The 22,846-nt window shown below is 39.7% G+C and carries 17 protein-coding genes and 1 other annotated feature; of the genes, 10 read left to right on the forward strand and 7 right to left on the reverse strand.

The features are described 5' to 3' along the window. Positions 1-62: 62 nt before the first annotated feature. The 4 genes from Xind_RS00685 to Xind_RS00700 form a co-directional block, all read right to left on the reverse strand. Entirely contained in the window at positions 63-683 is a 621-nt protein-coding gene (locus Xind_RS00685) for an L-threonylcarbamoyladenylate synthase (protein ID WP_047678160.1), read from the reverse strand. 50 nt (positions 684-733) lie between these two features. Then, on the reverse strand, positions 734-1,606 hold the full coding sequence (gene rnm / locus Xind_RS00690) for an RNase RNM (RefSeq protein ID WP_047678162.1): 873 nt from the start codon (positions 1,604-1,606) through the stop codon (positions 734-736). A 367-nt stretch (positions 1,607-1,973) separates the two neighbouring features. After that, positions 1,974-7,043: a trypsin-like serine protease gene (locus tag Xind_RS00695; RefSeq protein WP_187649263.1), complete on the reverse strand. Its 5,070-nt coding sequence runs from the start codon at positions 7,041-7,043 to the stop codon at positions 1,974-1,976. Positions 7,044-7,071: 28 nt separating this feature from the next. Further along, positions 7,072-9,477 (reverse strand): hypothetical protein, encoded by a 2,406-nt coding sequence (locus tag Xind_RS00700; protein WP_187649264.1) that lies wholly within the window; start codon positions 9,475-9,477, stop codon positions 7,072-7,074. 307 nt (positions 9,478-9,784) lie between these two features. Next, positions 9,785-9,885 (forward strand) — a sequence feature (Trp leader region). Between the two features lie 40 nt (positions 9,886-9,925). Between Xind_RS00700 and Xind_RS00705 the strand changes: the two genes are divergently transcribed. From Xind_RS00705 to Xind_RS00735, 7 genes are all read left to right on the forward strand, one after another. Further along, on the forward strand, positions 9,926-11,485 hold the full coding sequence (locus Xind_RS00705; protein ID WP_187649265.1) for an anthranilate synthase component 1: 1,560 nt from the start codon (positions 9,926-9,928) through the stop codon (positions 11,483-11,485). Then, positions 11,485-12,081, forward strand: a complete 597-nt coding sequence (locus Xind_RS00710; protein WP_047686083.1) for a glutamine amidotransferase-related protein — start codon at positions 11,485-11,487, stop codon at positions 12,079-12,081. Before Xind_RS00705 ends, Xind_RS00710 begins: the two co-directional genes overlap by 1 nt. A gap of 22 nt (positions 12,082-12,103) precedes the next feature. Beyond that, positions 12,104-13,102, forward strand: coding sequence for an anthranilate phosphoribosyltransferase (trpD, locus tag Xind_RS00715; protein ID WP_047686081.1), 999 nt, complete (start codon positions 12,104-12,106; stop codon positions 13,100-13,102). 2 nt (positions 13,103-13,104) lie between these two features. Further along, the gene (gene trpCF, locus Xind_RS00720; protein WP_187649266.1) at positions 13,105-14,472 is read left to right on the forward strand and encodes a bifunctional indole-3-glycerol-phosphate synthase TrpC/phosphoribosylanthranilate isomerase TrpF; all 1,368 of its coding nucleotides are present in this window, start codon (positions 13,105-13,107) and stop codon (positions 14,470-14,472) included. A gap of 77 nt (positions 14,473-14,549) precedes the next feature. Next, complete coding sequence (gene trpB, locus Xind_RS00725) at positions 14,550-15,743, forward strand: tryptophan synthase subunit beta (protein ID WP_187649332.1); 1,194 nt, start codon at positions 14,550-14,552, stop codon at positions 15,741-15,743. Then, positions 15,743-16,549, forward strand: coding sequence for a tryptophan synthase subunit alpha (trpA, locus tag Xind_RS00730; RefSeq protein ID WP_187649267.1), 807 nt, complete (start codon positions 15,743-15,745; stop codon positions 16,547-16,549). Before trpB ends, trpA begins: the two co-directional genes overlap by 1 nt. A 39-nt stretch (positions 16,550-16,588) precedes the next feature. Beyond that, positions 16,589-16,903 (forward strand): BON domain-containing protein, encoded by a 315-nt coding sequence (locus Xind_RS00735; RefSeq protein WP_187649268.1) that lies wholly within the window; start codon positions 16,589-16,591, stop codon positions 16,901-16,903. Between the two features lie 161 nt (positions 16,904-17,064). On the opposite strand, the gene ompW is transcribed toward Xind_RS00735, so the two are convergent. Beyond that, positions 17,065-17,706: an outer membrane protein OmpW gene (gene ompW / locus Xind_RS00740; RefSeq protein WP_047684734.1), complete on the reverse strand. Its 642-nt coding sequence runs from the start codon at positions 17,704-17,706 to the stop codon at positions 17,065-17,067. A gap of 377 nt (positions 17,707-18,083) precedes the next feature. Here ompW and Xind_RS00745 point away from each other — a divergent pair, with 377 nt between their 5' ends. After that, positions 18,084-18,824 (forward strand): YciC family protein, encoded by a 741-nt coding sequence (locus Xind_RS00745; protein WP_047684731.1) that lies wholly within the window; start codon positions 18,084-18,086, stop codon positions 18,822-18,824. Between the two features lie 44 nt (positions 18,825-18,868). Here the strand turns inward: Xind_RS00745 and Xind_RS00750 are convergent, their stop codons facing one another. Beyond that, a complete protein-coding gene (locus Xind_RS00750) occupies positions 18,869-20,605 on the reverse strand; it encodes a SulP family inorganic anion transporter (RefSeq protein WP_246432434.1) in 1,737 nt (578 codons plus the stop codon). 175 nt (positions 20,606-20,780) lie between these two features. Here Xind_RS00750 and Xind_RS00755 point away from each other — a divergent pair, with 175 nt between their 5' ends. Both Xind_RS00755 and yciA read left to right on the forward strand, forming a co-directional pair. After that, entirely contained in the window at positions 20,781-21,317 is a 537-nt protein-coding gene (locus tag Xind_RS00755) for a septation protein A (protein WP_047684728.1), read from the forward strand. Positions 21,318-21,392: 75 nt separating this feature from the next. Further along, the gene (gene yciA, locus Xind_RS00760; protein ID WP_038270132.1) at positions 21,393-21,827 is read left to right on the forward strand and encodes an acyl-CoA thioester hydrolase YciA; all 435 of its coding nucleotides are present in this window, start codon (positions 21,393-21,395) and stop codon (positions 21,825-21,827) included. Between the two features lie 174 nt (positions 21,828-22,001). On the opposite strand, the gene Xind_RS00765 is transcribed toward yciA, so the two are convergent. Further along, positions 22,002-22,742, reverse strand: coding sequence for a hypothetical protein (locus Xind_RS00765; RefSeq protein WP_047684725.1), 741 nt, complete (start codon positions 22,740-22,742; stop codon positions 22,002-22,004). Positions 22,743-22,846: the final 104 nt, after the last annotated feature.

The following is a 22,846-nucleotide window of genomic DNA, read 5'->3' on the forward strand; positions in this document are numbered from 1 at the left end:
CTGTCGCCTTCACAGGCGTCGTATGATAAAAAAATAAAAAAGTGGGAACTTCAAACTTCATCTTATAAAAAAGGGGTCACATCACCTTCGCCTTCACGAAGAACCACTGGTGAATCCCCGGTTAAATCCACTACCGTTGTCGGTTGCTGCCCAAGATAGCCACCGTGAATGATTAAATCAACTTGTTTACTCAAAGTATCTTTGATCTCTTCCGGATCAGACTCGGCAAAATCATTGCCCGGCAAAATCAGGCTGCATGACATCAAAGGCTCACGCATTGCTTCCAATAACGCCAGAGCAATAGGATTGGACGGGACGCGCAAACCAATAGTTTTACGTTTCTCGTTCATTAAACGACGAGGGACTTCTTTTGTTGCCTGTAAAATAAAAGTGTAATTACCGGGAGTATTATTCTTGATTAACCGGAACGCCTGATTGTCCACATGGGCATACGTTGAGATCTCTGACAGATCACGACACATCAATGTAAAGTTGTGCCGTCCATCCAATTGACGGATACGGCATATACGGGTCATGGCATCCTTATTTTCAAGGCAACAACCAATGGCATAGCCTGAATCAGTAGGATAAATAACAACTCCCCCCTTTTTCAGCATCCCTACACTTTGCTCAATAAGACGGGCTTGTGGATTATCAGGGTGGATATAAAAAAACTGGCTCATAATGATAACCTCTACTTCTATACAGCTTTAAGTTCCAGCAGCGTTAAGTTCTATGCAGCCCCAAGCCGTGACCAGTCGTACCATATTGGTACAACATCACCGGGTAACCACAAATTACGACCGAGTTCTATCCATGAACAAGGTTGGTGAAAATCCGATCCTAATGATACTTTCAGCCCATATTCTCTCGCCAGTTGACCAAGTTGTTGCCTTTCATTAGGTGCTTGTTGACATTGCGCAACTTCCATTGCATCACCGCCATGTTGTTGAAACCAGGCTATTAAGCGTTTTAGCCATTTCATTGACAAACCATATCTGCCGGGATGAGCAATAACAGCCTGTCCCCCTGCCTGGTGAATGGTTTCAATAGCCTGCTCGATTGAACACCATTGGGGTGGAACATAACCGATTTTTCCCTTTGCCAGATATTTTTTGAAAACTTTCTGGATCATCGGCTCAACTCCCGCCTCAATCAGATAACGGGCAAAATGCCCGCGAGTGACCTGCCCGCCATTAGCTAACCGGGATGCTCCTTCCCACGCATCGGGAATACCTGCTTTAGCTAACCGACGCCCGATTTCAATGCCACGCTGTTTCCTTAAATCAACCTGATTAGCCAGAAATTTTCTTAAGGAAACGGATTTGATATCAATATTTAAGCCAACGATATGAATTTCCAGATTTTGCCATAACGTCGAAATTTCAACGCCGGATATTAACGTCAATGACAAATTATTTTGCTGAATATAGTTTAAGGCAGGTGAAATACCCTCTGTCGTATCGTGATCAGTGATTGCCAATACATCAATACCCATGGAAATCGCTCTGCCCACGAGCTGTTCAGGTGATAAAACGCCATCTGAAGCAGTCGTATGGCTATGCAGATCATAGCGCCTTATCATTTCACTGGCGGCTTCAGCCATTGTTTTTACCTGTTTTGTTGGGTGGGAAACAAGAAAACTATCTATCACGTGATATCAAGCACGAAGCAAGAATGATAACACAGTAGGTGGAATTAAAGGGGTTAATTCCTGAATAGATTTCATTATTGATTGGAAAAAAAATTGAAACCCTATCTATCTATGATTAAGTACCAAATGACAATCATAATCTAGAAGATAGGGTTGGAACTACATGACTATTGGTTATTTTTATTTCTTATATACTCATTAAACTTCAAGTTGCAATTTACAACACTATATGAAACCTGATTTCTCCCCGCTTCGCGGGGAGAAATCACACGCATCTTGAAGTTAGATTGGTATAAATCCAAATCAAAAGATGAAATATTCATCTCATATATGGGTGATAACAAAATTTTCTTTCAACCTGAATGAATTGCCCACAAAATTGTGCAGAAACCGTTATATTTTGTTTTCCAAATTGACTAAGTTTTGCGTCAAAACTCCAGTATCCCTGATCATCAGCCACTATACTTCCTTTTTTAGTATCTCCAGATGGAAAAGGGACTTTAGGTAAAAGAATACTATAACAAAAAAAATCCTCATCATTCTGAACGTTATATGAAACTTTCATTTTCGGTAGTGCATCTCCCGTTACTTTCACATCAATTGGAGGATGATATGAAACTTTAATACTCCCTTCTGGCGGTGCTGAAATACTCAAAACAGACGCATCAACATTATCTTCTTTCATTCTTTTATGAAGCTGACCATTAACCGTAATAGATTGTGTGGCTTCTACCTGATATATTCCCGGCTGTACATTATGTAGACTACAACGCCAGTTACCATCCGTTTTTGAAACCTGTACAGGGCCACAGTTCTGAGAATCTCCATTTGCAGGGGTAGCTTTCAAAGAAATATAAGCACCTTTTGTTGCTATTCCCGTAATAGGAATAGAAATAGTCTCATTACTTTTCATCATGGGAGTAAATTCCTCTGATGATTTTGCAATTTTACTTGCACTTGAAGCTGTACAGATCGGCTTAGCTATAGGATTAATGGTAATATCCGATATGTAAATCACTTCAAAATTGCGGGTTACTGGCTTTCCTGAAGGCTCATTATCTACCCATTGCTGCGCCAAGATCCTATAATCTCCCGGTTTGGATTCGATTTCGTCAGGACAAACCCAATCCTGATTTTCATCCACATCAACTTCGCAGATTTGCTTACCGGCAAGAGAAACTGTGATACGAGCCCCCACCTGCCCTTTACCATTGATGGTATACGTCGGCGTCGCAATTTGTTCCCCTTCCGCAGGCTTAAGCACACGCATTTGTAAATTAGCCCCATAACGCACTTTAAAACTTCTGTTAATCTGAGAGCCTGCATCATCCACGATTGTCACATCGTAATCCCCCGGCACAGAACTATAAGGCCCACATGTCCAAGTGTAATTTTCCCTATTGAGCTTCGCAGAGCAATCATCATGCCCGCCGAATGCTTTTACCGTAACGGTTTTTGCATTACCCGGCATCGTGCCACTAAAGGTATATGCAGGTGTTTTTATAATTTCAGCTTCCTTAGGGGATTTCACTGTTAGCTTGATTTCTCCGGGAGCAGGAATTATCTCAAATGTCACTTTCGCTGTGGATTGCCTTACCTTGTCCAAAAAGGCTGTAGCAACCAGTTTTTGCTCTCCTCTGACGGAGGTATCCAAACCATCAATCCATTCCCAATGCCCTTTATCATCCACTGTAACGCCATTCTGACAGATCTGTGACAACGCTTTTTTGTCCAAACACACTACTGTTCCCGGCTCTCCGGTGCCTTTAGGCAGAATGTTTTCGAGATGCTGATACACTCCGCCGTTGTGTGGTTGTGTGATAACCACCGGCTTAATGGTTTTGGTTTGTATTTCAAAAGAAACAGATGAACTTGAGTTCAATGTATTATCAATAAACTGCTCTGCTACAACAGAATATTTTCCCTCTTCCGGCTGATAAGGTCCACAAGACCATTTACCCGATGCGTCAACTTCGGTATTACAATCTTTAGTACCTCCAAACCCCTTGATGTATACCTTAGCTCCTTTTTCTCCCGTACCTGTAATAGTAAAAGGCAGCGTCGTTATCTTTGCGCCGTGAGAAGGGAGAGTGATCTGTATTTTTGTTTTGCTGACTTCGTACTTACGCGTCACTTGCGAAGTTCTTTCATAAGTCCCGCCAAACTCCGTCGAACTTATTTTTTTATACTGAGCTGCATAAAGAGAAAATACCCCTTCATTAATCGCCGTCAATGCAGGTTGATGAGAACAGGCCCATTTTCCACTTGAATCAACCGTGACGAAACAAATTATTCCCTCATTAGACATCGGTAATGTCATCCCTTGTGGCAGAAACTCTTTCGCCGCGGCGACAAGAACCAGCTGACCAGGAGTTCCCTGACCTTCAATGGTAATCCCGTCGTACAAACGATATTGCGCTCCCTTGGCAGGAGATGTGATACGTATAGGGATAGTAAAATGCAAAGTGACAGGATCTCCAACGTGTACCCCATTTTTAGTTTCCTGTATCCCCAAGGTATAAGTATCTCCACCTAAAATAGCCCCAGGCATGATCGTAAACTCCCAAAAGAAGCCAAGACCACTGCTAAGGGCAGAACCAACCAAAGATTCAACACCCCCAAAAACGGCCCCGGCCAAACTGCTTAAAAAACCACCAAATCCGCCGCCTCCACTACCTCCAGAACCACCGTATTTACCAGAAAGACGGATTGGGTTATCCGGATCAACCGTTGAATTATCCTTAGGATTATCGATTTCAAGTTTTTTTTCGGGGTTATCGTCGTCGTCATTTTTATCTTTAACAGTAAAACGTGTAACATCTGTGGCAACCACTTTGCCTTCTTTGATTAATTCAGCAGTGAGTTCATAAGTCCCCTTAGTAAAAATGATTGGTCTGTCACACTGCCAGTTACCATTGTCACTAACCACAGCACCTGTACAGATAGAAGTCTCTTTAACAAGTCCTTGATTGCCTCCCTCCAACTTTGGTGAAAAAGGGTCTATTCTGCGCCTTTTAACATCAACTTCATCTCCGGGAACATTAGAACTACCCGATAGAAAACTTGAAGTACCCACTGTGCTTGTTTCACCCGTAAAGGGAGTTGTAATCTTAATTTCAGGAGTTATTATTCGGAAATAGCTTCTTTCAGGAGGTGAACCACCCCAATATTTTTTAAACTTTTCCAACCCCAATGGATAATATTTATCCGCGACTTCAACATAGTAAAGTCCATCTTTTAATGAATAATATGGAAGAGAAATTTCCCAAACAGGATGATTGTTTTGCCCAGAATAGATTGGAATAGAAGAAAAGAACCGATGCTCACCTAATTTTACCGGAGAAAAAGTATTTTTATCCTCTTCTTTAATTTTTATGGAATACTCTGATGGTAAAATTACATCACCATTTGGCCAAATATATTTCTGCCTATCACCACCATAACCAGAAAATATCTGATCTTGTTGTTCTTTAGAGTTTATCTCTCTCGGATTATTAATATCATTTTTATCCTTAAACGTCGGGCTTAAATACCCTCCTAATTCACTCGATTTATTCCATAAGATTGGATCAAGCGGGTCAACATGCTCAATTTTTTGTATTGCAAAAATATTGAATTGCCGTAACCCGGCATTTAATCCATCTATTTTCTTATTAGGAAGATAAACTCTACTTATCTTATCATTAACATCATTACAATATAAATATGACTGATTAAAAAAACAAAAAAAACTGGCTTTATTATCTAGCCCTAAATCAAAAGGTAACATTTTACTATAGTTACTGTATAAGTTATCTTTAATTAGTTTAATATTTGGGCTGTTACTCTCTTCAGGTTGAAACAGTATATTAACTTGATCATAAATATTTAAATTATTAGTTTTTTGAATCGCTGTTATTTTATAATTCCATTCTGTTTCACCACTAGGATCTTCTATTTCTTCAATAGCTGAGTAATTTATAGTACATGACCAGAAACCATAATCTGTTGTTTCTATTGTTTTTCCATCAGTTATTCCCTTACATAGTTCGTCTTGTGTATAGTAATCATCATCACTTACAGTAGATTGCAATTCAAGTTCAACTGCTGACCCAGGATCAGCATAACCACGTATGGTAAAATTCTTCGTAAATACAGTTGATTTATCTGCTGGGTAAACAATACCAAACTCTTTTGCAATAGAAGGTATTTTTGCTTGTACGCTATCTTCTCTCCACGATACACTTTTTGATAAATTATCTGATGATTCCTTAGCTGTAATAATGACATTATGTCCTTCTTCTTTATTCATTTTCTCAGTGAAAAAGTCATTATTCGGGATGTGACATTTCCACTCTCCACTATTATCAACAATATCTTTACATTTAAAAGATTTTTTTGCTCCATCATTGATAGAATAAATTAATTCTATTGCACTTTTTGGCCTTCCCCAACCCTTAACAAGAATATCTCCATCCCGCTTTCTTAAATGAGCATTCCAATCTGGGGTATCAATCCAGATCTGCTTCATTGTCTGAGAAAACCACTTGCCAGGAAAAAATTTATCGATAAAACCGATTTTATTATACTTGCCAGTAACATCTGAAACGACAAAAAAAGGATAATCACGCTTATCATCAGTTTTTTGTTTTACACTAGGTACCTCAAATCCAAAGGATGATACCCCAACAATTGTATCGTTCCAAATAATCGGACCACCAGAATCTCCATGCTGTATAACACCTGGTTTTAAACCTGCCTTTTTATTTTTTGCTATAACTAGCCCTTGGTTATTAAAAAAATCACGAGCTGGAGAAATAATCTTAACATCAGCATAATACTGAGCATTGTCGCTATTCTTTTTCGGCTCGCCTGTTGTTTCATCAATTCCTCTATAACCATAGCCATAAATAGAAGATTGGTAGTAACTGCTATCTAATTTTTCATAAGCTTCATCATAATTGAAGAAACGACGAATGCGACCATATTTTCCATCCAACTCTAACGGTTTATCCAGCTTTAAAATCGCTACATCATGCGGGTCCGGTCCAAATGCCCCTGGAATTTCCATCTTTATAAAATTATAGGTAGATGCAGTGACTTTTTTATTTTTGTCATATGAACTAATCACATAATAATTTTTAGCTTCTACTTCTTCACAATGTGCAGCAGTTAGAACATAGTTTGGTGCAATCAACGAACCGGTACATAACATCTTTTCTTCGTTTTTTTGATCAACATAATAAATACTGACAACCCACGACTTACATTTATCGCTGTTAATATCCTTACAGCTTTCTTCTCCCCCTGCAATAGCCTTTAAAGGTAACGATTTAATTGAACTATCAGAAAATGAATTACTACAATGGAATAAAATTAGTAATATCAACACTGCTCTAATAACAATCATTTCAAGCTCCTTAAATATAATTCCACAACTAATTTTTATTAATGCAATTCATTCCGCGATCACTGCCTATGCATTTAAATGTTTTACCGCCTCTGCTTTGATAAAAATAGTTATCGCTACTTTCTTGGAAAGTAAAAAGATACTCTCCTCTCTTAGCATAATGCTTATACTCATATGTCCAATTGCCATTTTCATCAGATACAATTTCTTCTGGTTCTTCTGGAAACTCAACTCTATTAAAAGATAGCTCGACACCGGACATCAAATTTTCTTCATCATCTTTAATAGTTGGCATAGAGGTCCCATAAAATTCAGTGAAAACACTATCATTTCTGATTTTTACAGAAAAAACTTTAGAACTGAGTATTTTCACTTCATCTTTGTTGTTTGGAATAGATTCACCTGAGATATTTCTGCCAACTGCTCTTATCATTATAAAACCTACGGGCATTCTTTGAATTTCATAACGCCAATTATTATTATCAGGACTCACAGAATATGATGGAGATTCATAATCATTATGTTTATATGATATATTGACCGTGCTTCCATTAGCTGCCTGACCTTCAATCAGAATATTCTGTGTATCTTGAGTCGTTGAAGAAATCAGCTCATTATTTTCAGGCTTGGTTATCTTTACAGGGCAATTTTGCGCAGAATAGCTCACCTCTTTTTTACCCTGCACACTGGGTAAAAAAGATTGATGAGTGGACTGCAATTCTGAAGAATGATCGAGTACAAATGCTTTATAAGAAATAAAGCAAACAGCTTCTAAACCGTCCAGTTTCCATTCACCTGTCCCAGTATCAACATCAGGAGTATAACTCTTTGCTGGTGTATAAATCGTCCCATCACTGTTATAACCCGTGATTTGAACCTGTATACGCTTTGCGTCATCAGCCGTATCGCTATTCACCCGGCCCGATAAACTGTATTTTCCGGCAGAAATGGTTTGCCCATCCTGCATTGAAGTAATGGTTTCTCCACAGGGCGGACCATTAAATGTGACTCCTGAATTATCGATACCCTCAAGGCTAACTGTACCGGTAATACCACACGGCATCCAGAGTTGCCCTTCCCAATTATCACCAACTCCTGTAGGTTGAACTTCATAAAAATAGAAATTGAAACTTGTGTTAATATTAGGAAGAGTTCCATCCTGATTACGGCCTTTACCTGAAATTGTAATATAATTATTTTCTACGGTTGAATTAGGCTTAGGGCTGGTTATTTCTGGAGGGCAATTTTGCACAGAATAGCTCACTTCTTCTTTTCCTGGTATTTCTGGTAAGAAAGAATGATGAGTGGCCTGCGATTCTGATGAATAACTGAATACAGATGCTTTATATTGAATAGAGCAAAATGCCTCTAAACCGTCCAGACGCCATTCACCTGTCCCAGTATCAACATCAGGAGTATAACTCTTTGCTGGTGTATAAATCGTCCCATCACTGTTATAACCCGTGATTTGAACCTGTATACGCTTTGCGTCATCAGCCGTATCGCTATTCACCCGGCCCGATAAACTGTATTTTCCGGCAGAAATGGTTTGCCCATCCTGCATTGAAGTAATGGTTTCTCCACAGGGCGGACCATTAAATGTGACTCCTGAATTATCGATACCCTCAAGGATAACTGTACCGGTAATACCACACGGCATCCAGAGTTGCCCTTCCCAATTATCACCAACTCCTGTAGGTTGAACTTCATAAAAATAGGAATTGAAACTTGTGTTAATATTAGGAAGAGTTCCATCCTGATTACGGCCTTTACCTGAAATTGTAATATAATTATTTTCTACGGTTGAATTAGGCTTAGGTGAAGTGATTGATGGAGGTTCCCAGTTATTATCATCTTTTATTGCAATAGTAATATTATAATCATCTGCAATGGGGGTTCCAAAGTTATTTAAACAATTATTTCCACCACAATCAGGGATGACTGTAAGATCACAACCACTTTCTGTATTAACATGATAATACCAATCATATCCAGAAATATAAAAAAATGGATTATAAGAAAAAGTCAATGTAATTACACATTGTTTATATTGACTATTATTGAAATAAGTTGTCGCCGTCCAAACTATGCTTTTAGCAATCCCAGTACACAGTGGCACGCCAAAGAGGTTTTTAATTTCAACTTGTTGTGTCTCTTCTTCCCCTGCTTGCAAATAAATGCTCTCTTCCCCTGCATTATACATACAATGATCATAAGTACGATAAAGATTCAACTTGTCGTATTTACTGTCATTTTTAAAAGTTAAGTTAAAATAATAACTAGGAGGAATTATAGATGTATTCATAGGTTTCTTTATTTTATTATTTATTTCATTTGGAATAATAATATCTTTATTTAATTCAACTGCACTAGCATTGTGAAAAATGATTAAAATAATAAAAAAGAACATGGCATATAAGTTTATTTTTTTCATAAGATAATATCTCATTAAAAAATGATGCTGTTTTGTGAAAAACATCAGAATTCACTCACAATAGAATCACGTGGGATAAAACTCAACCTATTGTACTTATAAAAAATAAACTATACGTTATAAATTCAAATCACAGCCCGATACACAATACCCGATACACAATAGCAGAAAAATATATTAAAAAGACTATTGACAAGTGAATCTCGAATCAGTTTACTAGTACGCAAGATTGATTTGAATACATTTTATTAATACTCTACTTAACAAGGCACTTAAGATGGCTGTACTGATGAAAACGACTCAGAAGATGCGTTGGTGGCTCAATTTCCCATTCAGGGCGGTTGAATGACGCACATAAGTAGAGAACCAAAGTGCCAATAACCCGCTCTGAAAAGCGGGTTTTTTTATACCAATTTTCTGTAGATAAAGATCACAAAAGGGGGTGGGTATGATAGGTAAGGACTTCAATATTTCGATAAATCAAATAGAAACAGTCTATCAGGCTGATCCGACACTGCTTTTCAATCAACTTTGCAACAACCGACCAGCAACGTTATTGCTAGAATCTGCTGAAATAAACAGTAAAAAAGATCTTAAAAGTATGTTGATCATTGATAGCGCGATACGTATTACTGCCAGTGAGCAACAGGTCAATTTTACAGCACTTACTGAAAATGGCCGGAATTTGCTGCCTGTTCTCGCCGAATTACTGTCAGAGAAAGCCCAAATCAGTATTGATACACATTCCTTTCAGGCACAATTTCCTATCATTGAGAAAAATTTAGACGAAGACAGCCGATTAAAAGCAGACTCTGTTTTTGACGCATTACGCGTTCTAACCACTTTATCTTCTTTTTCAGGAACCCCTGAAGCCATTTTCGCAGGTGGATTATTTGCCTATGATTTAGTCGCTGGATTTGAACCACTCCCTAAAGTCAAAACTTCTCAACACTGCCCTGATTTTTGTTTTTACCTGGCCGAAACCTTAATGGTGATCGACCATCAAAGCCAGCATACTTTGTTACAAACTTCATTATTCGGTGCATCAGATACAGAAAAACAACGTCTTGAAAAACGCTTATCTGCACTGGCTGACATCATTGCTCAACCTCGTCAGCCATTGATCCCCACAACATTACCTAATATGGAGATTTCCTGTAACCGGAGTGATGGACAGTACGCAGACATCGTTCAGCAATTACAACAATTTATTCGTCAGGGTGAGATATTTCAGGTAGTGCCATCCCGGCGTTTCACATTACCCTGCCCTTCCCCATTAAGTGCTTATCGTACCTTAAAAAATCAAAATCCCAGTCCTTATATGTTCTTTATGCAGGATCAGGATTTTTGTCTGTTTGGTGCATCACCTGAAAGTGCCCTGAAATATAATGCTAATAACCGGCAGGTTGAAATTTATCCAATAGCAGGAACCCGTCCCCGTGGACGCAATGCTAATGGCGAGTTAGATGCCGATTTCGATAGCCGAATTGAGTTAGAAATGCGTACCGATGCCAAAGAGATGTCTGAGCATGTCATGCTGGTTGATTTGGCCCGCAATGATTTAGCCCGTATTTGCGAGCCGGGCAGTCGCTATGTCGCTGATTTAACTAAAGTCGATCGCTATTCGTTTGTTATGCACCTTGTTTCCCGTGTTGTCGGTACAATTCGCCATGACTTGGATGTCTTTCATGCTTATCAGGCTTGTATGAATATGGGAACGCTGACAGGTGCACCAAAAGTCCGGGCGATGCAACTTATTGCGCAATATGAAGGTGAACGCCGGGGCAGTTATGGCGGCGCAGTGGGTTACTTCACCGGCAAAGGTGATTTTGATACGTGCATTGTTATTCGCTCTGCCTATGTAGAAGACGGTAAAGCCACCGTTCAGGTAGGTGGCGGCGTGGTTTTGGATTCCATTCCCGCAGCAGAAGTCACCGAAACTCTCAATAAATCCAGAGCTGTCATTCGTGCTATAGCTCAAGCTCACAATACGGAGGTCGCATTCTAATGGCAAATATTCTTCTGCTCGATAATGTAGATTCCTTTACCTACAATCTCGTGGATCAACTCCGTGCCAGTGGTCATCAAGTTGTTATCTACCGTAATACCGTTTCCACAGAGACAATAATAGCGCAACTTGGAAAGATGGATTCCCCCTTGCTGATGTTATCCCCTGGCCCAGGAAAACCGTCAGAGGCCGGATGCATGCCACAATTACTCAGGCAGGTTATTGGGCAAATCCCAGTGATTGGTATATGTCTTGGGCATCAGGCGATTATCGAAACATACGGCGGCAATATTTCGGTAGCCAAAGAAATTCTGCATGGCAGATCAACATTGGTGACACATGATGGACAAGCCATGTTTGCCAATCTGCCTAATCCTCTCTCCGTTGCCCGTTATCATTCTCTTGCAGGCGTTAACATTCCGGCAACACTGACTGTTTCGGCTTCTTGTGGCGAGACAGTCATGGCTGTACGTCATAATGACGACAGAGTCTGTGGATTCCAGTTCCACCCTGAATCAATCCTGACAGCGCAAGGAGCCAGGTTGCTTGAACAAACTCTGGTATGGGCGCTGCATCCAAAGAGATTTGACAGATAATAAAAAGAAGAGGATGAAAAAAATGCAATTAACTTTCGAAAAATTGTTCAGCGCCCAACCCCTGACCCAACAAGAAAGCGAAAAACTCTTCACTGCTATTATTTGTGGTGAATTAAGTGAGCCTCAATTAGCTGCTGTCTTAATCAGCATGAAACTGCGGGGCGAACAGCCGCAGGAAATTGCAGGCGCGGCACAAGCACTATTAGCCCATGCTTCTCCGTTTCCACGTCCTGACTATTCCTTTTGTGATATTGTCGGTACAGGCGGAGACGGTACAAACAGTATCAATATTTCAACTGCCAGTGCTTTTGTTGCCGCCGCCTGCGGCCTTAAAGTCGCAAAACATGGCAACCGCAGCATTTCCAGTCGTTCAGGTTCATCTGACTTACTGGCTGAATTTGGTATAGCATTGGATGCCAGCGCTGAAAAATCCCGCCGGGCCCTGGATGAAATTAATATCTGTTTTCTGTTTGCACCGCAATACCACAGTGGATTTCATCATGCAGTAACAGTTCGCCAGCAATTGAAAACCCGTACTTTATTCAATGTACTTGGTCCTCTGATCAACCCTGCCCGACCGCCTCTCACCTTAATTGGTGTTTATAGCCCAGAATTGGTAGATCCTATCGTGCGTACATTACAAGTATTGGGTTATCAACGTGCTGTGGTGGTACATAGCGGAGGCGTGGATGAAGTTGCTTTGCACGCGCCCACTCAAGTTGCTGAACTTAATCACGGTGAGATTACTCAATATCAGTTAACAGCGAAAGATTTTGGACTACCCAATCATCCGATATCATCGCTGAATGGCGGAACACCGCAAGAAAATGGCCATATGTTGAGTTTATTACTGCAAGGACGGGGGGAAAAAGCTCATGCCGATACGGTGGCTGCCAATGTTGCTCTCTTAATGAAAATACATGGAAACGAAGACTTACGGCAAAATGCCCAACTGGCATTAGATACAATTTATAGTGGTCAAGCTTATGAAAAAGTGATCGCATTAGCGGCAAGGACTTAATCATGAAAAGTAATATATTACAGAAGATTGTTGCAGATAAGGCACTATATCTCATCACTAGCAAGGAAAAACAGCCACTGGAAAGTTTCATTGATTCCGTTGTACCAAGCCACCGTCCGTTTTATCAGGCACTGACTCATAAACAAACGGTTTTTATTCTGGAATGCAAAAAGGCGTCTCCTTCAAAAGACGTGCTACGAACAGATTTCGATCCAGTACATATTGCCAAAAATTACCAACCCTACGCAGCAGCGATTTCTGTACTGACTGACGAAAAGTATTTCCAGGGCAGTTATGATTTTCTCCGCGTAGTCAGTGCGGCTGTACATCAACCCATTCTGTGTAAGGATTTCATTATTGACCCTTATCAGGTTTACCTTGCCCGCTATTATCAGGCCGATGCTATTTTGTTGATGCTTTCTGTTCTTGATGATGAAACCTACCGTCAACTATCCGATCTGGCACATGGCCTTGATATGGGGGTATTAACAGAAATCAGCAACGAAGAGGAACGCCGTCGGGCAATAGCACTGGGTGCAAAAGTGATTGGTATTAATAATCGGGATCTGCGTGATTTGTCTATAGATTTAGATCGTACCCGCAGTCTGTCCATCGATTTGCCAGAAAATACCATTGTTATTAGTGAATCCGGCATTTACCGCCACCAGCAAGTACGAGAATTAAGCCAATTTGCCTGTGGATTCCTGATTGGTAGTGCTTTGATGGCTCAATCTGATTTGGATCTCGCTCTACGGCGACTGATTCTGGGTGACAATAAAGTCTGCGGTTTAACCCGCTCACATGATGCTAACGCAGCATTACAGGCTGGTGCCGTTTATGGTGGTTTAATTTTTGCTGAAAAATCACCACGTAAAGTCAGCCTTCAACAAGCACAACAAATCATTAATGAAGTCCCTTTGTTATATGTTGGTGTATTTCAGAATCAGTCAATTGAATTCGTCAATCATACTGCCCGCAATCTTTCACTCACAGCCGTTCAATTGCATGGTCATGAGGATCAAACCTACATTAATGCGCTCCGTTCTGTCCTGCCAGAACATTGTGAGATGTGGAAAGCGATTGATATGTCACAGGCAAAAATGCTTTTCGATATATCTTATTCCAATATTGATCATCTATTATTGGATAATGGCTCTGGAGGTACAGGCACAGCCTTTGATTGGCAATTAATCGACAAAAATTTTCAGCATAACAGTATATTGGCAGGTGGTTTAAATGCTGAGAACTGTAGACAAGCCGCAGCTCTGGGTTGTTACGGACTGGATTTTAATTCCGGTGTTGAAATCAGGCCAGGGATCAAAAGCAGCCAGAAAATAAAACAAGTATTCCAACAATTACGCTGTTATTAATCATATTTTCAAAAAACTAGCATTCAAAAGACGAATATTCAGATAGTTAAATTTTAACCAAAAAGTGAGAAATAAAAATAATGGCTAAGTTAAATCCGTATTTTGGTGATTTTGGAGGGCAATTTGTTCCCCAGATCCTAATCCCTGCCCTTGATCAATTAGAAGAAGCTTTTATCGAAGCAAAGAATGATCCTGAATTTCAACAAGCATTTCATAGTTTATTGAAAAACTATGCAGGCCGTCCTACTGCTTTAACACGATGCCAAAATTTAACCAAAGGCACAAAAACCCGTTTATATCTGAAGCGAGAAGATTTACTCCACGGAGGGGCACACAAAACCAATCAGGTTTTAGGACAAGCATTACTGGCAAAACGGATGGGGAAAAAAGAAATTATTGCTGAAACAGGTGCTGGTCAGCATGGTGTAGCGACTGCTCTGGCCTGCGCGCTTTTAGGTTTGAAATGCCGCATCTACATGGGAGCAAAAGACATTGAACGTCAATCTCCCAATGTATTCCGTATGCGCCTTATGGGCGCTGAAGTCATTCCTGTTCACAGCGGCTCCGCAACACTAAAAGATGCCTGTAACGAAGCGATGCGTGATTGGTCTGGCAGCTATGATAAAGCACATTATTTGCTAGGAACCGCTGCTGGCCCACACCCTTACCCCACAATGGTACGTGAATTTCAGCGCATGATTGGTGAAGAAGCCAAGACCCAGATTTTGGAAAAAGAAGGACGCTTGCCTGATGCCGTTATTGCCTGTATTGGTGGTGGTTCAAATGCTATTGGATTATTTGCGGAATTCATTCCAGAAACCCACGTTCGCCTGATTGGTGTTGAACCTGCCGGGCATGGTATTGAAACCGGGGAGCATGGTGCACCATTAATACACGGTAAGCTGGGAATTTACTTTGGCATGAAATCGCCAATCATGCAGACAGAAGATGGGCAAATAGAAGAGTCATATTCCATCTCGGCCGGATTGGATTTTCCTTCTGTTGGCCCTCAACATGCCTATCTTAACAGCACTGGACGAGCCGATTATGTTTCCATCACTGATAATGAAGCACTGGATGCATTTAAAGCACTATCACTTAATGAAGGGATTATTCCGGCCTTAGAATCTTCACATGCACTTGCCTACGCCTTGAAAATGATCCATCAGGAACCGAATAAAGAACAATTATTGATCGTCAACTTATCCGGTCGTGGCGACAAAGATATCTTTACCGTTCACACTATTTTGAAATCAAAAGGAGAAATCTGATGGAACGTTACGAATTGTTATTTAAAAAATTAGAAAAACAAAATCAAGGCGCTTTCGTTCCCTTTGTCACTCTGGGCGATCCTAATCCTGAATTATCTTTAGATATTATCGACGCTCTCATTTCTGGTGGAGCCGATGCCTTAGAAATTGGCATTCCATTTTCCGACCCTCTTGCAGATGGCCCGACGATTCAGGATGCTAATTTGCGTGCATTATCTGCCAAGGTCACACCGACATTATGTTTTGAGTTATTGGCACAAATTCGGACAAAACACCCTGATATTCCAATCGGTCTGCTGATGTACGCAAATCTAATATTTCATAATGGAATAGATGAATTTTATAACCGCTGTAAAAAAGCAGGGGTTGATTCGGTTCTGGTTGCTGATGTGCCATTATCTGAATCACGCCCTTTTTATTCAGCAGCCATAAAATATGACACTGCGCCAATTTTCATTTGTCCACCCAATGCAGATGATAATTTATTGCGTGAAATTGCCTCATTCGGGCGCGGTTACACTTATCTGCTATCAAGAGCCGGTATTACAGGAACTCAAATTCGGATGGAACAACCATTGACACATTTGGTTAATAAACTAAAAGAATACCATGCAGCACCTGCCCTACAAGGGTTCGGAATTTCTGAACCAGAGCAAGTCATATCTGTCATCAATAGTGGAGCTGCCGGTGCTATTTCAGGTTCTGCTGTGGTGAATATCATTGAGAATAATTTACATCAACCTCACATTATGCTGGAAAAACTCACGATATTCGTCCGCTCCATGAAATCAGCAACCCAGAAATAATCTTTCTTTTCCCCCATAGCGCAGTTAAGGAGATTTACTATGAAAAAGTTGAAGACCATTTCCGCATTTTTTATTGCGGCCATTATAACCGTTACGATATCTGCATGTGCTCCAACAGCAACAACAGAAAGCACTGGAAACTACATTGATGATACAGTCATCACTACCAAAATAAAAACTGCACTGTTTGAGGCTAATAATTTGATATCCAATGACATTAGTGTAGAAACCTATAAAGGGCGTGTTCAATTAAGTGGATTTGCACGTTCTCCCGAAGAAGTCAAACAAGCAATTCAAATTGCAAGAGGGATTAAGGGAGTGAAAACCGTTATTAACTCTATAAAACTCCGGTGAATAAATTTGAAAAATATCGTAAAAATGGGGCACAGCATATGCTTGCCCCATTGGTTCTCTCTTATACCCTTTATTTTTCAAGTTGCAGATAACAAAGTTGCACCTTAAAATCTATTGGGTTATCAAACACACAGGTTAATTACACTCGCATCATCAAATAATCAGAATTTATAACCGACACCAAACATAAATACCCAAGGGTCAAGACGGGTTTTATATTTATAATCCTTATTTCCTGCTTTAAACTTCACATCAGTTTCAATATTCATCCACCAGAGTGACGTATTCAACATCCAGTTTTTATCCAGTTGATAATCTAAACCTACTTGACCTGCAATCCCCCAGGAATCTTTCAGATCCAGGCTATTTAAATTCGCCGCTTTAACAGTTGCATTATTATTAAATTTTTCATCAAAGAATGTTGTATAGTTTACACCTATACCAATATAAGGACGTAAATCATTTTCTTTATCACCAAAATAGTATTGTGCCATTAATGTTGGTGGTAAATGTTTAACCGTCGCGATCTCACCGACTTTTGGCAAATTAACATTATGTTGAAATGGCGTAGCAGCCAATAATTCAACACCAATGTTATCAGTGACCATATAACCAAAAGTTAAACCTAACTGTGTGTTATTATTTACGTCAAACGAACCTAAACCTAAAACATTATCAGAGCCAGCATTTGGTCTTACCGTTGCTGTGCCTGCACGGAATAGGAAATCACCGGCTTCATGGGCAAAAGTCAATGATGGAGCCAGCGTTGCAGCAGCCAAGACAAGCGCAGAAATCTTTTTCATTATCAATCCCATTTATGTGGTTTTAGTATTTAAAAATTTATTATTTCACCTATGGGATATTTTTAATTGATCCAAATCAAAGTTACCTGAATATATATTTATGATGAAGGAAATTTTATATTTCCCTATCAATTTTTGATTACAACCTATAATTAAGAATATTAGTATTATATTGACAACTAATATATATCAATTAGATCCTGTTCAGTTAACACAGAATTAACACGATTATCGAAAGAACAAAAATTAACCAAAAAACGTTTCTGGTAACAAATATTGTGCAATAGTGACTAACCTTTACTTTTAGGTATCCAATAATCTGCCGAACAAGGTACAATCGGGTATCATCATTGTTTCATTTGATAGGAGCCATTTTCATGCCCATCACGGCAAATACCCTGTATCGTGACAGCCTCAATTTCTTTAAGCATCAGCTGTTGAATATTGTCATACTCTCTGTTTTGGCCGCGTTGGTGACAACATTGCTGGAGCATGTTCTCATGCCTGATGGTGAGCAACTCAAATTACTGGTTGAGATACAAGATGCTTTCAAAGAATCAGGCAATGCGGGTATTAAAAACTTCGTAGAGCAATTGACCTCGGAAGAGCAGTTAATGTTCTTGCATACAGCATTCGGGATCCTATTTTCCAACATATTTGGTGATACTTTACTCACTGTCAGTGTATTGATACTTATCAGTGCTATTTCAAATGGGCATCAAACCAATGCATTACAGGTCAGCAAACTATTTATTATTCAATTGCCTAAGATGTTATTGCTGATGTTTATCTGTACTCTATTAGTTCAGATAGGTTATACGTTGATGTTCATCCCAGGGGTTCTGTTTTCAATCACATTTGCATTTGCCCCGATTTTTCTGCTTGATAAAGGTAAAGGGGTGTTTGCTTCTATGCAAGAAAGCTGGAGATTAGCGTTCAATAATTTTCGCCTGTTAGTTCCTGCTGTATTACTATGGCTTGCAATAAAACTGATTTTAGTACTGGGTTTGTCTAAGCTGCCTGATATCGCACTATCATCACTGAATAACCTGCTTTCTTCTGTGCTGCTGATTTATCTATTCCGCTTGTATATGCTGACCAAACCACAAAATCAGTGAATTACAAATTAGTTACATATAAGAAATCCATTGCCTCGCCCTACTCAGCGAGGCTCTTTCTCTTCAACTTGTTTCTTACTCTGAATCAAACGAATAGCAAAATAGAGATCAGGGACAACAATTAAATCCTCATCACTACGCTTGAGTTTGTTTTGTTTGATCCAGTTCTTCAATTCAGTTCTGCGGCCAGCAAGGATTAACGTTATCCTTTTTCGTTTTAGCACCGTAATGAGTTCATCCAACGCAGCAAACACACTGACATCATCATAGGTAAAACTGACCGTTGCATCCACAACTAACCATGCAGGGCGTTTGGGGGTGCTATTTACATGCTGTAAAATCCGTCTTTTAAAATACCCGACATTAAAGTAAGTCAAAGGTGAATTAAAACGATACATCATCACGCTATCTACTGCTTCAATATCATTACCTTGATTGATTGAACGGATCATGCCTTGCTCATTCACACCCAACAACTGATCAGAAGGACGAAAAATAATACGTAAAAATTGTAATAAACCCAGTAATACCGCAAAACCAATACCATCAATCACACCGACTAATAAAACTGCAACCAATGTGAAAATGGATAATATAAAAGCCTGACGATTACGTTTCCGATATGCCCAGATATTTTTTAATCCAAGTAATGACCACGTAGAAAAGATCAGGACAATGCCTAATGATGATAATGGGATATATGACAGAAATTTAGTCATAAAAAATAATACTAATAATATGGCTATTGCAGAGATAACCGACACCATCTGCGTTTTTCCACCAAGAGCATCATTGACCGCGGTACGGCTGCTGGCGGCGCTGACTGCAAAACCCTGTGATAACGACGACGCAATATTGGCGATGCCCAATGCCCGTAATTCTAAATCTGCATCCACCTGATAACCATTTTTACTGGCAAAACTACGTGCTGTCATCATGAAACTGACAAAACTGATCACCGCAAGGTTGATGGAAGGAACAACCAAATCACGTATGCTGCCGAATTCGAATTCAGGCATTGGGACAATCGGCAAACCGTCCTCCATATGGCCAACAATCTGAATACCATATTGATTCAATTCAAATTGCCAACTCACATAAGTAGAAATGATCATCGCCAGCAACGGTGCTGGCCAACCTGGCCGCAGAAAACGTACACTCAGCAGAACTAATAACGTCATTGCGGACATCCCGACAGTCGGCCAATGAGATGCCAGCAATTTATGCGGTAATGCAACCAATCGTTCAATCAATTCTGGTGGTAAACCGGAAAGCCCAAATACTTTGGCGATCTGATCCGCCATAATAGTAATCGCAACCCCATTAATAAAACCTTTTAAAATGGGTCTAGAGATAAAATCAGCAAATGCTCCCAGACGAAAATGACTAGCCAGTATGCACCAAAATCCCGTCATCAATGTCATCACGATGGCGAGCTGCCAGCGAACATCTTCATTCCCTAACGCCAGCGGCGTTACCGCAGCCGCAATAACAGCACATGTCGCAGCATCCGGCCCGACTATCAACTGACGAGATGTTCCAAACAAGGCATAAGCAATCATGGGTAAAATACAAGCATACAGGCCAATGATAGCGCTTATCCCCATTAATTCAGCATAAGCAATCGCAACAGGCAGAGCGACAGCAGCAACAGACAAACCGGCTCGCATATCATGGCCGAAATACTCTTTACGATAGTGACAAAGACTCTCCAATCCCGGCATCCAGCGATATAACTGTTTCCACAATGTGCTTTTCCACAACATTTTTTTCCACAACATAGCATTACAGTCCTTTCGTGAAATGAAACACAGTATAATGCGGTGTTAAATCAAAACTCACAATCCTCATCACTCCGCTCCCTGCCTTTTTCTTTAAACCATTTCATTGAGATCTGATACACTCTGGCATAAATTCAGAAACGTGCCATCATCGGTATTAAAGTGAGCCCAATTTATGAAACAACTTTTAGACTTTTTGCCATTAGTCGTTTTTTTCGTCGTCTACAAGATGTATGACATTTTCTATGCTTCAGGAGCGTTGATAGCAGCGACAGGCCTGGCCGTTGTCATCACCTATTTGATGTATCGCAAAGTTGAAAAATCCTCCTTAATTACATTTGTCATGGTTGCCATCTTTGGTACATTAACATTGGCTTTTCACAGCGATTTGTTCATTAAATGGAAGGTAACGGCTGTTTACGCTATTTTTGCCTTAGTTTTGCTTATTAGCCAATGGGTTATGAAAAAGCCACTGATCCAACGGATGTTGGGTAAAGAATTGAAACTACCTGATACTATCTGGAACAAGCTGAACATGGCTTGGGCAATCTTCTTTATCGCCTGCGCGTTAGCAAATATTTATGTTGCTTTCTGGCTACCTCAAAATATTTGGGTAAACTTTAAAGTGTTCGGGTTAACAGCATTAACACTGGTCTTTACCGTGTTGAGTGTGATATATATCTACCGTCATCTGCCTCGCGAACAAGAATAATAATAACTTTCATATGGATACCTGCTGAATTACTGGCAGGTATTGTTGTAATCACCAAATAAAGCAAGTTTTCTAATGACACAACAACAATGCTTACCAAACGGAGAATTGGTTCTCCGTACACTGGCCATGCCTGCTGACACTAACGCCAATGGAGATATCTTCGGTGGCTGGCTGATGTCTCAAATGGATATTGGCGGCGCAATTCTGGCAAAAGAGATTGCTCTGGGACGCGTAGTTACTGTTAGCGTAAATGGGATCAGTTTCCTAAAACCAGTTGCGGTAGGTGACGTCGTTTGCTGTTATGCCCGTTGTCTGAAAACGGGAAATTCATCCATCACCATTCATATTGAAGTATGGGTGAAGAAAGTGGCCTCTGAACCAGTTGGGCAACGTTACCGGGCAACAGAAGCTGTTTTCACATACGTAGCCGTTAATGAAAATAATACGTCCCGTCCTTTACCGGAAGGGAAAAGAAACTTCAAACTGGAAAGCAGTGATTCAGAGTAACGATTCATTAGAAATGTAACTCACAAATTAAAGGAGCACATTGAATGAGCTCCTTTTTTATGACTCATTTTTATTACTGATAAGTAATGATAAATTAAAAAATATAAAGTTTAATGCTTATAATGCCTTTGTTGTTATGTTATTGGCAGAGGTATTATCTCGTATTTAAATAACTCAATTAAAGGTTTCTACTTGACCATCTCGATATATCGCAGACAGACGATAAACCTGCTTATCACTGCACTCAACCGTTAGATATGTATATTTTTTTAAAGGAGAGAAACTTTCTGCGGAAGGTGATGAGGAACCGGGTTCTTTTAATAACAAACACATTCCCTGATGATTCCATTCCATCATCCTATGTTTCCATCTATTATTATAGTCTTCTGCTAAGCAAACAATATCTGCCCATGGATCGCAAACCCATGAGCCCACCGGCAATTCGTGATATATAGTCCCAATCTTTGGCCTGCGAACTAGCGAGTCAGGATGATCCAGCAGTAAAAATACATGATCGTATACACCCAATGTGTAAATCTGCTGAATGTAAATAGGACAAGTTAACTTAGGGTATTCATAATTCCAATTTGCGCTATATAACTCCCAGATATCTTTTGCACGTTCTCTAGTTAAATAAATGTATGTCGCTAAACAAAGTTCAGGGCAGTTCCCAACCAGACTATTATGTTCATTACTTAATAAATACTGATGTTTTTGACCAATATCTTTTAAATTATAGAGTTCAAGACGGATTTTCTTATGTCTATCCATCCTGCTGACAATCGCACTTCTTTGATATATTGATTGTTCAGATTCTGGCAATACACTGAGATCAGGATAAAATTTATTCGTCGTTCTGTTACCAAAGAATCTTTTGGCATACTTAATTGCATCATGTAAAATATCTTCAATCATAAATTAATCTGCTTTATTAAAATAGAAAATAGCTCAGTTAACTTGCAGCAATATTCCAATTTGACTTAGATATCCCTTATGATTATTGCATCTTAAAATTTTTT

Source organism: Xenorhabdus indica (assembly GCF_014467235.1).
Classification (GTDB): Bacteria; Pseudomonadota; Gammaproteobacteria; order Enterobacterales; family Enterobacteriaceae; genus Xenorhabdus; species Xenorhabdus indica.

Coding starts and splice junctions, on each gene's coding strand:
- Xind_RS00745 (WP_047684731.1), top strand. CDS start 18,084: ATGCCCATCACGGCAAATACCCTGTATCGTGACAGCCTCAATTTCTTT.
- rnm (WP_047678162.1), bottom strand. CDS start 1,606: ATGGCTGAAGCCGCCAGTGAAATGATAAGGCGCTATGATCTGCATAGC.
- Xind_RS00765 (WP_047684725.1), bottom strand. CDS start 22,742: ATGATTGAAGATATTTTACATGATGCAATTAAGTATGCCAAAAGATTC.
- Xind_RS00755 (WP_047684728.1), top strand. CDS start 20,781: ATGAAACAACTTTTAGACTTTTTGCCATTAGTCGTTTTTTTCGTCGTC.
- Xind_RS00700 (WP_187649264.1), bottom strand. CDS start 9,477: ATGAAAAAAATAAACTTATATGCCATGTTCTTTTTTATTATTTTAATC.
- Xind_RS00750 (WP_246432434.1), bottom strand. CDS start 20,605: ATGTTGTGGAAAAAAATGTTGTGGAAAAGCACATTGTGGAAACAGTTA.
- trpCF (WP_187649266.1), top strand. CDS start 13,105: ATGAAAAGTAATATATTACAGAAGATTGTTGCAGATAAGGCACTATAT.
- trpA (WP_187649267.1), top strand. CDS start 15,743: ATGGAACGTTACGAATTGTTATTTAAAAAATTAGAAAAACAAAATCAA.
- yciA (WP_038270132.1), top strand. CDS start 21,393: ATGACACAACAACAATGCTTACCAAACGGAGAATTGGTTCTCCGTACA.
- Xind_RS00735 (WP_187649268.1), top strand. CDS start 16,589: ATGAAAAAGTTGAAGACCATTTCCGCATTTTTTATTGCGGCCATTATA.
- Xind_RS00705 (WP_187649265.1), top strand. CDS start 9,926: ATGATAGGTAAGGACTTCAATATTTCGATAAATCAAATAGAAACAGTC.
- Xind_RS00695 (WP_187649263.1), bottom strand. CDS start 7,043: ATGATTGTTATTAGAGCAGTGTTGATATTACTAATTTTATTCCATTGT.
- ompW (WP_047684734.1), bottom strand. CDS start 17,706: ATGAAAAAGATTTCTGCGCTTGTCTTGGCTGCTGCAACGCTGGCTCCA.
- trpD (WP_047686081.1), top strand. CDS start 12,104: ATGCAATTAACTTTCGAAAAATTGTTCAGCGCCCAACCCCTGACCCAA.
- Xind_RS00685 (WP_047678160.1), bottom strand. CDS start 683: ATGAGCCAGTTTTTTTATATCCACCCTGATAATCCACAAGCCCGTCTT.
- Xind_RS00710 (WP_047686083.1), top strand. CDS start 11,485: ATGGCAAATATTCTTCTGCTCGATAATGTAGATTCCTTTACCTACAAT.